General features: G+C 37.9%; 8 protein-coding genes. 2 read left to right on the top strand and 6 right to left on the bottom strand.

Translation table 11 applies throughout. From position 1 onward, the window contains the following. Positions 1 to 165 precede the first annotated feature (165 nt). Positions 166 to 1,374: a nickel pincer cofactor biosynthesis protein LarC gene (larC, locus tag AB1422_10785; GenBank protein ID MEW6619802.1), complete on the bottom strand. Its 1,209-nt coding sequence runs from the start codon at positions 1,372 to 1,374 to the stop codon at positions 166 to 168. A gap of 400 nt (positions 1,375 to 1,774) precedes the next feature. Between larC and gspE the strand changes: the two genes are divergently transcribed. Then, positions 1,775 to 3,283, top strand: a complete 1,509-nt coding sequence (gene gspE / locus AB1422_10780; protein MEW6619801.1) for a type II secretion system ATPase GspE — start codon at positions 1,775 to 1,777, stop codon at positions 3,281 to 3,283. 402 nt (positions 3,284 to 3,685) lie between these two features. Here the strand turns inward: gspE and AB1422_10775 are convergent, their stop codons facing one another. Together AB1422_10775 and AB1422_10770 are read right to left on the bottom strand one after the other, a co-directional pair. Beyond that, entirely contained in the window at positions 3,686 to 4,504 is an 819-nt protein-coding gene (locus AB1422_10775; protein MEW6619800.1) for an AAA family ATPase, read from the bottom strand. A 90-nt stretch (positions 4,505 to 4,594) separates the two neighbouring features. Continuing rightward, positions 4,595 to 5,836 carry an amidohydrolase family protein gene (locus tag AB1422_10770; GenBank protein ID MEW6619799.1) on the bottom strand — a complete coding sequence of 414 codons (1,242 nt, stop codon included), beginning with the start codon at positions 5,834 to 5,836 and terminating at the stop codon, positions 4,595 to 4,597. Between the two features lie 75 nt (positions 5,837 to 5,911). On the opposite strand from AB1422_10770, the gene AB1422_10765 reads away from it, so the two are divergent. After that, on the top strand, positions 5,912 to 6,061 hold the full coding sequence (locus AB1422_10765; GenBank protein ID MEW6619798.1) for a hypothetical protein: 150 nt from the start codon (positions 5,912 to 5,914) through the stop codon (positions 6,059 to 6,061). Between the two features lie 11 nt (positions 6,062 to 6,072). On the opposite strand, the gene AB1422_10760 is transcribed toward AB1422_10765, so the two are convergent. From AB1422_10760 to AB1422_10750, 3 genes are all read right to left on the bottom strand, one after another. Beyond that, positions 6,073 to 6,567, bottom strand: a complete 495-nt coding sequence (locus AB1422_10760; protein MEW6619797.1) for a peptidylprolyl isomerase — start codon at positions 6,565 to 6,567, stop codon at positions 6,073 to 6,075. A 714-nt stretch (positions 6,568 to 7,281) separates the two neighbouring features. Further along, positions 7,282 to 10,584 (bottom strand): HEAT repeat domain-containing protein, encoded by a 3,303-nt coding sequence (locus AB1422_10755; protein ID MEW6619796.1) that lies wholly within the window; start codon positions 10,582 to 10,584, stop codon positions 7,282 to 7,284. Positions 10,585 to 10,977: 393 nt separating this feature from the next. Beyond that, positions 10,978 to 12,177 carry an RNA-binding domain-containing protein gene (locus tag AB1422_10750; protein ID MEW6619795.1) on the bottom strand — a complete coding sequence of 400 codons (1,200 nt, stop codon included), beginning with the start codon at positions 12,175 to 12,177 and terminating at the stop codon, positions 10,978 to 10,980. Positions 12,178 to 12,852 lie beyond the last annotated feature (675 nt).

Genomic DNA, 12,852 nt, shown 5'->3' with positions numbered 1-12,852 from the left:
GGGACTCGGGAAGAAAGAAACTCTCAGCAATTCCCCCTTAATAAAGGGGGTTAGGGGGTTGTCCTTCTCCCATTTTCATTGCCCTTTGTGAGCCTTGGCTCATGTCCGTTTCTCCTGAAAATAGGTTATGGGACGCAGATTTTCGTAGATTATCAGGATGTATATTTAAAAATCCTGATAATCTGCGTTTATTTGCGTCCCATACTTTCCCGTATCTGCAGATGAGTTTATTATTGAATAAACTTTTTTTAAAGGAATTCCTTTTTCTATAGCAATCTTTTTGCACGATTCATATTCAGGAATAATTTCAACCTTGCCTTCAAAAATGACTTTCTTGACCTTCATCTTGCCTAATTCCGTCTCTATTTCTATTATTTCCCTTTTGATTTTTTTCCGTCTTATCTCCTGCAATCGGATACCAATAGAAGTTGTTTCCTTAAAAACGATATTAATCAGTTCATCCACTTTATCCAGCGGGGCAATGATTGATAAAATTATCCCAGAACGGTTCTTTTTCATTATAATTGGGGTCAAATAAATATCCAATGCCCCTGCCTCAAATAATCGCTCAAAACAATATTCATAAATCTGTGGGTTTAAATCATCAATATTTGTTTCAATTAAAGAGATTATATCAGATTCACACTCATCTTTTTGAGATTCACCGATTAGGACTCTAAGTAAATTACTCTGTTGCTCGAGTTCAAAATTCCCACTTCCATAGCCAATTGTCTCAATCTTCATTGCGGGTAAATGACCAAATCCAGTAGCTAATGTTGTGATAATTGCCGCACCCGTTGGTGTCGTAAGTTCGGCTTTTATTCCACTTGAATACACAGGAATACCTCTTAGCAATTCACAAGTCGCCGGTCCAGGTGCAGGAAGAATGCCATGTTTAGTTTTTATTATGCCACTGCCCACATTTAAAGGAGATGAATAAATTTCATCAATACATAATTTTTTAAATCCAATAACTGCTCCAACAACATCAATGATTGTGTCAACAGAATTTAACTCGTGAAAATGCACATCTTCTATTTTGGATTTTAAGATGCTATGAACTTTCGCCTCAACCTCTCCCATTCGATAGAGAATTTTTTTGGATTTCTGTTTCATATCATCTTCTAATGTGCTTTTTTCCACCAATTCAATCATTTCTGCTGGTGAGCCAATTTCACTCGCAGTAATTACATCTACTTTTGTGCAAGCAATACCTTTTTTAATCATCTTTTCATATTTGATTTCGTAGTCGGCTACTGGTATCTTTTTTAGTTCGTTTCTTAAATCCTCAAAATTCAATCCAGCATCAACCAGAGCCCCCAAAATCATATCTCCACTAATCCCAGAAAAACAATCAAAATACGCTATTTTCATTATTCACCTCTTGTTACTACTTTTAATTTTCTGCAAAAGGTGGTTGACAATAACCACCTGAATATATTATAATATTATCAGGCTATATTAGCAAGAAAAATTTTTTGTAAGCGTTCAGGTAGTGTAAGAAAAGGAGATATGGAGATTATGGAGATAAGAGGATATATTTAGGAGTTCTTGGTGAAAGGGTTAGGGTTAGGAGGCTGGTTTGGTTTAGTGGTTATGAAGTTAGAACCATCTTGACCTAATTCCTGAGCCTGTCAGGAGCAGGCTTCCATACCAACTTCATAACCATAATCTTTTAATTTATAATCTCCACATCTCCCTTATCTCTTTATCCCCCTTTTTACACACCGGATGTGTAGCCTGAACGCTTACAATTTTTTAAAGAAGGTTTAGAATGAATTTGACACATGAAATTCCAATAGTAAATATTTTAAGTCTTGAGATTCCTCAAGAAGTAATTAAAAAATTACCGGCAAAATTTGTCAATAGGTATCGACTAATCCCGATTAAAATGGATAATAACACTTTGACTATTGCTACCGCAGACCCATTAGAAATTCATATCCTTGATGATATTGGACTTTTATTAGGATGTAAAATAGAAGTAGTGTTTAGTTCACAAGATGAGATAGACCAGGCATTACAAAAATATTATGGAACAGGTGCACAGACCGTTGAAGATATTATCTCCGGGATTAAAGAGAAGAAAATTAGTGACCAGGATAAAGAAACAACTGCTGATTTAGAGAGTTTGGCTCATGAGGCACCGGTGATTAAATTAGTCAACTTAATCATCATGGAGGCAATTAAAAAAAGAGCCAGTGATATTCATATTGAATGTTTTGAAGATGAAATGGTGGTGAGATATAGAATAGATGGTGTGTTGTATGATACCGCTCCTCCACCTAAATGGCTTTATCCGGCTATTATCTCAAGAATCAAACTTATGGCTGAGATGAACATTGCAGAACGAAGATTACCACAAGACGGTCGAATACAACTTAAGGTTGGTGGCAAACAAATTGATATTCGTGTCGCAACATTACCTACACTCTATGGCGAAAGTTTAGTTCTTAGAATACTTGAAAAAGAAAGTATTTTATTGGAATTAGAAGACTTAGGATTTGAGGAAACAATACTTGAACAATTTAAAAAATTAATCCATAGACCAAATGGAATTATTTTAGTTACAGGTCCTACTGGTTCAGGTAAAACCACAACCCTGTATGCGACATTAAACCGCATTAATTCAACTGAGAAAAAAATTATTACCATTGAAGACCCGGTTGAGTATCAAATAAAGCGAATAAATCAATTGCAGGTAAAACCTAAAATAAACTTTGGGTTTGCTCAAGGATTGCGGTCAATGTTAAGGCAAGACCCGGATATTATGATGGTTGGTGAGATAAGGGATTTAGAGACGGCTGAGGTAGCTGTTCAGGCGGCTTTGACGGGCCATTTAGTTTTCTCAACATTACATACCAATGATGCCGCAAGTGCTATTACCCGACTCCATGATATGGGAGTTGAGGATTTTCTGATTTCCTCGTCGGTAATTGGAATATTAGCCCAGCGGCTTGTTCGACTTATTTGCCCGGAGTGCAGGGAAGAATATCTCCCTGCTCCAGAATTAGTCAAAGAGTTTCATTCAAAAACACTTCTTAAAGGACGTGGTTGTGAAAAGTGCAATTACTCTGCCTTTAAAGGAAGAATAGGTATATTTGAATTACTGCTGATAAATGATGAATTACAAGAATTAATACTCCAAAAGACTAATGCTCATAAAATAAAAGAACTTGCTATTAAATCAGGAATGAAAACTATGCAAGAAGATGGTTTTCAAAAGGTGCAAAGAGGAGTAACTACCGTAGAGGAGGTTCTCAGAGTCGTTCAAGAAGAATAAAATTGGTAACCGTTCAAGTAATCCTTTACCGCAGAGACGCAGAGGAACAGAGAAAACATAGAAATAAAGTAACTATTCAGCCACTGATTAACACGGATTAGCACGGATAAAAAATAAAATCAGTGTTTCATCTGTGTCCATCTGTGGCTGAATAGTTATCAATAAATTTTAATTTTTTCTCTGCGTCTCTGTGTCTCTGCGGTGAACGGTTACTTTTTTTTCGTGTTTATCGCGTTTTTCGGTGTTTAAAAAGGCTTAAAAACAGTTAGTTAAAAGTAAGTATTAGAAGATTAATAAACAACGAAAGACCCGAAAGGCACACAAAAAAAGGAAATTTCTGTCTCTGGTGAATAGATTTTAATTTTTTTCTCTGCGTCTCTGTGTCTGTGCGGTGAACAGCTACTAAAATTGTATCCCATCTTTACCGTTACTCTCTTCTCCTCTTTCTTCACTTCTTTTTATCATATACTTTATATTTTCTATCTCTTCTTTAATTTTTGGATTTGGGATAGGTAATATACCTTTTCCCATGAGGTCGGCTTTGATTAATTCTTCATGATATGAAATAGAACCAATAATTTCAAGAGGTTTTACCTCCTGGGTGATGATACTGTAATCCTGTTCATTTCTTACCTTATTGCTCACAATCAGGACATTTTTAATTCCAATATCTCTGGCTAATCTTTGAATATTTTTAGCGGTGTGAATACTTCTAAGTCCAGGTTCTACTACGACTAAAAATACATCAACATTACCTGCCGTCGCTCTGCCTAAATGTTCAATTCCTGCCTCCATGTCTAAAATAACTACCTCATCTTTTTTAACTAAGAGTTCTTTCATTAAATTTTTAAGAAGGGTATTAGCCGGACACATACAACCAGATTTACCTTTTTCAACAGTCCCCATAATTAAAAGTTTAATCCCATTAAAATTTAGACTAAATCTATCAGGAATATCATTTACCTGGGGGTTTATTTTAAATAAAGTTCCTGTCTGGTCTAATTTTGCCCCGGTGCGTTCTTCAATAAGTGCTTTCATTTTAGAAATAGGCGTAATTTGATTGACTATTTCTTGTGAAAGTCCAAGACAAGCGGCTAAATTACTATCCGGGTCTGCATCGACTAATAAGGTTTTTTTTCCTTCTTCAACATACAATGAGGCTAACAAAACACTTAATGTTGTTTTGCCAACGCCTCCTTTACCACTTATGGCTATTTTCATTTTACGGACCTTTAGTAATTAGTAACTGATAATTAGTTACCAATCACTAATTACCAGTTACCAATTTTTAACTTAAGAACTTTATAACTTCTAAACTTCAAATCTTAAGAAGTTCCCATCTACCATATTTAATATAACCTTTTTTGCATTTGTTACTATAAATTCATATAATTTCTCTTTAGTTAAATCTTCAGGCAGTCTCAAGGCAATTATATCCGCTTTTTTACCTGGTTGCAAAGTTCCAATCTTATCCATAAGTCCCAATATCTTTGCTCCATTTATCGTAGCTAATTCAAGAATTCCTTCGGCAGAAAGGGTTTTATATCTTCTTTTTAATTCCTTTATTTCCTCTAACATATTTAATGAATCATTACTGGCTAATGAATCTGTTCCTAAAGCAATTATAATCCCTTTATCTATTAATTTTTGAATAGGGAAGTCATCTCGTTGAAAAAATTTATGACTTTTAGGACAATGAACTACTCCTACCCTTCTTTTTTTTAAAATCTCTAAATCTTCTTCATTAATGCAATTTAGATGCACAGCAATAATATTTGAATTCAATATCCCTATGGAATCTAAATATTTTACTGAAGACAGTCCTGGTTGCTTCCATTCATCTTCCCAAACATTTAATTCTTTTAATAAATTTATTATTTCACCTTTACCTTTCATAAGAAATTTTAGTTCTGTTTTATCCTCAGATAGATGAATAGACAGAGGTAAGTTATTATTTCTGGATAGACTAAGTAATTCTGTAAGTAACTTTGGACTAACTGAATAAGGTGCATGTGGAGCTACACCAAAGTCAATTAAATTTGTTGGGGATAAATTTGATAGATATTTTTTTAAGTCTGTAATAATTTGACTTACTGAATCAAATTTAAAGCCAGTTATCTCTTTATAAATTCTACCTCGTAAATTAGAGGTTAATAAAATTTGTGGTGATAATCCACTTGCCGTAATATCTACAATTGTTGTTGTGCCACTTTCGACTAATTGTTTAATACTTAACTTTAAAGAACTTATGTAATTCTTTTCATTCCAGACATTTTTTGCTTCAATTATATCCCGAATCCATTGAATAAATGACCCTTTATACGGAACTTTACCTTTTAGACTGGTTAATTCAAGATGACTATGCGCATTGACAAAACCAGGCAATAAACAGGCATTCTTTAATTCTACAATCTTTTTATCTGCACTTGAGATTTTAGAAAATTTGGCACATTCAATTATTGTGCCATCTTTAATATGAATAGCTCCATCTTCAATTAAAGGCTTTAATATAGGTAATATATAATTTGCTTTAAGAATTAATTCACAAGTCATTTATTTACTGATAAGTAACCGTTCAGGATATAGCCACAGAGTCACAGAGAACACAGAGGAAATATATAACCACGAATGAACACAAATACAAAAAGATTTGTAGTGCGAGGCGTTAGCTTCGCTTGTGGCAAGCCAAAAGACGAACCTAAAGGTTCGTACTACATTTATGGGATGTCAGAGGTTAATTCGTGTCCATTTATGGCTAATTTCCTTAATTCTCTGTGAACTCTGTGCCTCTATGGCTGAACGCTTACACTGATAATCGATACGGTCATTGGTATTTTTTCTATTGGGTTATCATTGCTATCCCGTGGGACATTGACAATCTTATCCGCAACATCCATCCCATTTATTACCTCTCCAAATACTGTATATTGTCCATCTAAGAAAGTCGCTGGGGCAACACAGATAAAGAATTGAGACCCGGCACTATCCGGATGAGCACTGCGTGCCATAGAAACGATACCTCTTTTGTGAGATAGGCTATTAAATTCTGCCTTAATTGTATAACCTGGTCCACCCATACCATCATTAGTTCGGTCATCATCTTTACTATTTGGGTCTCCGCCTTGAATCATAAACCCTGGTATGACCCGATGAAATGTTGTTTCATTGTAAAACCTTCCTTTAGCCAATTTTTTAAAGTTTTCTACATGACCTGGTGCATCTTGCGGGAAAAATCTGATAGTCATTTTACCAAACTTAGTCTCAATAACCCCTATTTCTTCCATTTCCTTCTTACTTTCTTCAGACTTCATTTCCAACCCTTTTACCTCTTCTTCGTTAGAAAACTCCAATTTACCTGACGAACTAATTCCTGATTCTGCCATAGTAATTTCTTCAGTCGTAACAGGTTTTTCTTTTGTTCCCATGCATCCTGATAAACTCAGAACAAGCAATCCACATACAATTATTTTTTTCATACCTTTTACCTCCTCGTATAATATGTATTGTTGACCAGTAACCGTTCACCGCAGAGACACAGAGACGCAGAGAAAAAATTAAAAACTATTTACCACATGCCTCATTCCATCACGGATTTTCATCAGAGCAAGCTTTTGAAAACCGACATATCATGATTGATTAACAAATTTGGTTTTGAGGTCCTATGTAGGACAATAATTGCCTCAATAATCTTTTCTGTTGTCTGATTTATTTCAATTTCTTCTCTGTTCCTCTGCGTCTCTGCGGTGAATTACTATCTGAACGGTTACGAAAATTCTACCTCATCCTTCATTAATGTCCCATAGGGACAATATATTGGTAAATGGTTTTCCATAAATTTTCTACCATCTACGGAACTGATTGGTTTGTCTATCTATTCCTACCGATATTATGTTCCTAACGGAACGATTATTCTCATGCCTTATTTATGGGTATTATCCTATGTAGACTTCCAGTTAATAGCCCTATAAGGAAAATTTCCGCTTCTTATGAACCTGGAATTAGACCAGCGAGAGATTCCAGATTGCCTCTGCTGCGGCAGAACGAACATCCCACTTAGCATCATTCAACAAAGGAATAAGTTGTGGGAGGGCACTTTTATCACCCAACTTCCCTATTGCCCTTGCTGCGGCAGAACGAACATCCCACTTAGCATCTTTCAACAAAAGAATAAGTTTTGGGAGGACACTTTTATCACCCAACTCCCCTATTGCCCTTGCTGCGGCAGAACAAACATACCCATCAGCATCACTCAACAAAGGAATAAGTTGTGGGAGGGCACTTTTATCCCCTAACTTCCCTATTGCCTCTGCTGCGGCAGAACGAACATACCACTCATCATCACTCAACAAAGGAATAAGTTGTGGGAGGGCACTTTTATCACCTAACTTCCCTATTGCCCTTGCTGCGGCAGAACGAACATACCCATCAGCATCACTCAACAAAGGAATAAGTTGTGGGAGGACACTTTTATCCCGCACATTCCCTATTGCCCTTGCTGCGGCAGAACGAACATCCCACTTAGCATCTTTCAACAAAAGAATAAGTTTTGGGAGGACACTTTTATCACCCAACTCCCCTATTGCCCTTGCTGCGGCAGAACAAACATACCCATCAGCATCATTCAACAAAGGAATAAGTTTTGGGAGGACACTTTTATCCCCCAACTTCCCTATTGCCTCGGCTGCGGCAGAACGAACAACATCCCACTCAGCATCACTCAACAAAGGAATAAGTTGTGGGAGGGCACTTTTATCCCCCAACTTCCCTATCGCCTCTACTGCGGCAGAACGAACAAACCAATTAGCATCACTCAACAAAGGAATAAGTTGTGGGAGGGCACTTTTATCCCCCAACATCCCTATTGCCTCTGCTGAGGCAGAACGAACATACCCAACAGCATCACTCAACAAAGGAATAAGTTGTGGGAGGGCACTTTTATCCCCCAGATTCCCTATTGCCTCTGCTGCGGCAGAACGAACATCCCTATCAAAATCCTTCAGTCTATCTACCAGAAGGCCACAAAGCCTTTCACCTTCTTCCCTTCCTTTTAATTGTCGGATGGCAAGGAAGAGTTGTTCTCTGGGTGGTGGTGGTTCATCCTTAATGCAGGCATTAAAGAGGTCAGATACAATCCCATTATTCAGCTCCTCATCATAAGAGACGGTATCTGAAAGGGCTTTGGCAGAGAGCAAAAGGTTCTTCTTAAGGATTTGTGCATTAATGTCATCAGTATCTTCGTAAATCTTTTTTATATAAAGGCTTGCCTTCTCACCGCTTCCTTCAATTATGCCAATCTCACCTGCAATTAGTCTCCATATTTCTTCATAGCGGGGGTTGTAAAGAAATTCAGAGATGTAATCTTCCCAGGAATCTTTTACTGATTTTACCATTTGTTTTGCCACTAAATACTCCTGGAATGTTTGGTGGATAAAGCCATATTGGTTTTCTCCTCTATTTATTAAAAGGCTTCCTGCGGCTTCAAGTCTCCTCATAAATTCTTTGGCATCAAATTCCCCTTTTCCAAGCAGGGCTTTAATCTTTTCTATAAGTTCATCCTCTCTGACCAATCCCGCTGGTTTTTCCTGATGCATCCAGAGAGCAATGGCTGGTAAGACACGCAGTCCTTCTGCCTCATAGTCAATGTGTTCTCTTTCTGTTATACTCTCAGGTCTTCTTGCATTTGCCCAGGCATCAACCAATGTCTGGGTGGCGACCTCATATAGCCGAACCCTATATTTGGGAAGTTTGCCAAGATTTGTGTGGCAGATGGCAGACAGGGTAAGTAAGAGTGGGTTCTGGAGAAAGGCAAGGAGGTTTTCCCGCTCCTTTAATGATGAGATAAGGATATGGCTTTTCTCTTCTGCCAGTTCCTTTGCCCGGGGTTTTTTTTCTTCATCCTTAATGGCTAAACTAAAGTAAAAGGCAAAAGCCAATTTTGTTGCCTCATCTTCATCAAGTCCTTCCAGACAATACTCTCTGGAATTAGGGATAGAAAGCCCGGGATAGCCAACAATTCTACTGGTGATGATGAATCTATTCTTTGAATATTGGCTGGTATAGAGTTCAACCAGATTTCTTGCTATCTCTCTTTCATTGGCAGATGGGAGCTCATCCAGACCATCAAAGAGAAAGATAACCTGCCCATCATTTAATCGAGGTTCAAGCATCTTTTCCAATCCCTCACAGCCATAGGGACAAAAATAGAGGGAAAGGAGATTAAGTAATCCAAGGTTTGGATTTTCTGAACGCAAATTAAAGAATCTACCTACAGAGATAAAGAGGGGAATAAGGCTTTCCTCAATTCCCAGATGCCTTTTTATATTCCTTACCCCATCTATAAACATCAAGCTAAGCCAGCGAAGAAAGGTTGTCTTTCCAGAACCGGGGTCACCAAGCAGAATAATATTTTTGTCTTTCTTTAAAAGTCCGTCAAGGGGAATAGGTGTCTCGCGATAGGTCTTTTCGCTTAGAAAAGGTCTTCTTTCCCTTTCTTCCCTTTCTCTTTCATCTTTCATCTTTCTACTTTCATCTATCTCTTCCCTTTCCTTCCAGGCACGGGCTTTAAGAAGGACATAAGCCTTACGAATCTCCAGGGCTAACCCTACCTTTTCAAATTGACGGATGCCCACAAATCTAAATTGACAAAATGATGGGGTATTATAGTAATTGATAAGCCGTGCCTTAATGCAGTATGGGTCATCCTCTGGCTTAAAAAATTCAGCTGGTTTGTTTATCTGGCGAGTTTTGGGATAGACAAATAAAGGTGACTTATCCTCAAGTGTAGTTCCAAGAAAGCCAAACTCACTTGCCAATCCTTTATCTAATCTATCAAGGTCTAAATATGCCTCCTCGGTTAAGACAAGGGAATCGATGGGGCAAACCTTTTCTGAATGTCCTCCAAGGTCAAACTGATGTGATGAAATCTCTCCCAGTCTTTTCTTGAAATACACATCGTCAACACCAATGCCAATTCTGATGTGAACCTCGTATTCCAGAGTCCTTCTTATCTCAGAAAGAAGTTTTTTCCCGGCACGAACTGCCTCAGAGACGGCATTTTCCCCAAGGAAATAGACCGTTGCCCCATCCTTTTGAAATTCAAATGGCTGGGGAGCGATATTAAACCCGGTTAGAATATATTCTACCAGGTCGTGATATTTCTTAAGGCAATCTCTGTTTTCTTCTGCACCAAGTTGTTTTCCAAGCTGGGTAGATTTTGCCATATCAAACTTAAATAAGGCAATGGTTACCAGGTCGCCTTCATTTATCTTATTCCATCCATCTAATCTTTCATACCATTCCATTATTGTTCTCCTGAAAATCGGGACTCGGGACTCGGGGTTCGGGACTCGGAAAGGCTGGTAGCCGCAGGTCATGCCCGTTTCCCCTGAAAATGTAAAATTGGACGCAGATTTTCGCAGATGAACAGGATTAAAATTAATTTTTTATTATTGTATTTCTATAGTTATTTCCTTAAAGTTTCTTGATGTTTTTATAGTGCCTTAGTGCTCTGTCGCTACTCAATTGATGTTCCCCGCTGGCGGGGGATTAAGGGGGTGGAATATGAAATCTGAAATAGAAGAATCCACCCCCTACCCCCGCCAGCGGGGGACAACGGCCAATCAATCACTTGAATGGCGACAGAGCATTAGTGGCTTTTCTTTAAAATCTTGTAAATCCTGTAAATCTGCGTCCCATTAATTTTCATCGTCGTTTGTGTCCGCGCTGTGGACATGAGCGTTTCTCCTGAAGACAAGTCTAAATTCTGAGCCGACAAGACTTATTTCTGGTTCAGGAAGACCTGCCCTGAGTGTTAGCCTGAACATTGTTGGAATACCCAATCCCACATTATAAACCAATTTCAGCCTCAGACAATGGGCAAAGATGATACGGTTTCTAACCGCATGACAGCCAAGTTTCAGTTCTGAAAGATTTACCGTATTCAACAACCTGCCAGGACTTAATATTTCTATCCTGTCATCAAAGACAAAGAGTCTAATTTGGGAAGGAAGGGTGTAATCGCGGTGAACCAGGGCATTGATTATTCCTTCCTGAATGGCTGATAATAAGAGTTTGGGAGGGCTGGTTTGAGTTTCCGAAGCAAATGTCAAAATTTCTTCTACTATTCCAAGATGACGAGTCAAAAACATAGTTGCTTCCTTTGCCTGGTCTTCAATCCTGCCTTCAATCTCTAACCTCTCAAGATACCTATGTCCACCTTCAATATCTCCTTCCGGGAATCTGATGGCAGTAATCCTGGCATAAGGTAGCCTTTTTTGTGGTTCTTTGCCATAGCAGATAAGCCCACCAATTGTCAAAGCAGATTCATCAGTGCTTATTATCCCACAGTCTTTGAGTCTGGCTTTAGATAAAGGTATGCTTACTAATTCGGGCCAGGCTTTGTTCAGATAATCACTATCAATATCAGCGATGTCCGTATTTAAAACCGGGGATTCATCAGGATAAAATAAGCCGGTAGATTGAAAGAGCTTTGCTAACTCTCCCCGACTAATAATCTTTTTGCTTGTCCCCACACGGAGATAATAGACTCCTTTGTTGGTGCGGTATGGTCTATCTGGACCTTTGGGAATTTTAATCGCCAGGATTGTGTGACCATTTATCTTTATCTTTTCCCAGGTAAGAAATAAAGCGGGTTCTATATTATTCCGAGAGATATTTTCTATTGAGACAACCACTGTATTCATTGTTTCCTTATCATCAAGGTTACCAGTTGGTTCTCCCTTATCAGAGACACCAAGTAGGATAGTTCCGCCTTCAGAGTTTGCCATAGCGACAATTTCAGAAGATAGGTCATCGGGATGTGAAATTTCTGACTTAAACTCCCACTTAGAATCTTCACCTAATTCCAGGTGTTTTTCTATCTCTTCATTACCCATTTTTTTATTCTCCAAATTTGTAACCGTTCCGGGATATAACCACAGAGTCACAGAGAACACAGAGGGAATATATAACCACGAATGAACACGAATAATAAAAAGATTTGTAGTGCGAGACTTTAGCCTCGCTTCTGGCAAGCAGGAAAGCAAACCTAAAGGTTCGTATGTGTTTAGCGTGACGATATTTTTTTCCGACGCTGAAAGCGTCAAACTTCACATAACCGTAGATGCAATCTACGGAAGAAACACATACATGCACTCTGAGACCCTGAAAGGGTCGAATTTTATCCCTCGTTTAAAATTCAACCCTTTCAGGGTTGAGAGACATCGTAAATGTCCATTTCCGTAGGTTTTACCTACGGTTATGTAAAATTCAAACCTTTCAGGTTTGTATCCAATGCATAAATACGCTAAACACATACAAAGGTTCGCATTACATTTATCGAATGTCAGAGGTTAATTCGTGTCCATTTATGGCTAATTTCTCTAATTCTCTGTGAACTCTGTGCCTCTGTGGCTGAACAGTTACCCAAATTTACTATCTAAACTTTTGCGTTTTTTTATAACAAATTGACAATTAAAGTATTAAGTATTATCTATTTCCTCCCGATATTAATTATAAAAGGGAGGAGAAATAGATATGATGATAGTTACTATTCCAGATATTTTGTTAAA

This window comes from bacterium, assembly GCA_040757115.1.
Classification (GTDB): Bacteria; UBA9089; CG2-30-40-21; order CG2-30-40-21; family SBAY01; genus JBFLXS01.
This window is presented reverse-complemented; position numbering and strand designations above follow the sequence as displayed.

Coding starts and splice junctions, on each gene's coding strand:
- AB1422_10755 (MEW6619796.1), bottom strand. CDS start 10,584: ATGGAATGGTATGAAAGATTAGATGGATGGAATAAGATAAATGAAGGC.
- AB1422_10765 (MEW6619798.1), top strand. CDS start 5,912: ATGAACACAAATACAAAAAGATTTGTAGTGCGAGGCGTTAGCTTCGCT.
- AB1422_10775 (MEW6619800.1), bottom strand. CDS start 4,504: ATGAAAATAGCCATAAGTGGTAAAGGAGGCGTTGGCAAAACAACATTA.
- larC (MEW6619802.1), bottom strand. CDS start 1,374: ATGAAAATAGCGTATTTTGATTGTTTTTCTGGGATTAGTGGAGATATG.
- gspE (MEW6619801.1), top strand. CDS start 1,775: ATGAATTTGACACATGAAATTCCAATAGTAAATATTTTAAGTCTTGAG.
- AB1422_10770 (MEW6619799.1), bottom strand. CDS start 5,836: ATGACTTGTGAATTAATTCTTAAAGCAAATTATATATTACCTATATTA.
- AB1422_10750 (MEW6619795.1), bottom strand. CDS start 12,177: ATGGGTAATGAAGAGATAGAAAAACACCTGGAATTAGGTGAAGATTCT.
- AB1422_10760 (MEW6619797.1), bottom strand. CDS start 6,567: ATGGAAGAAATAGGGGTTATTGAGACTAAGTTTGGTAAAATGACTATC.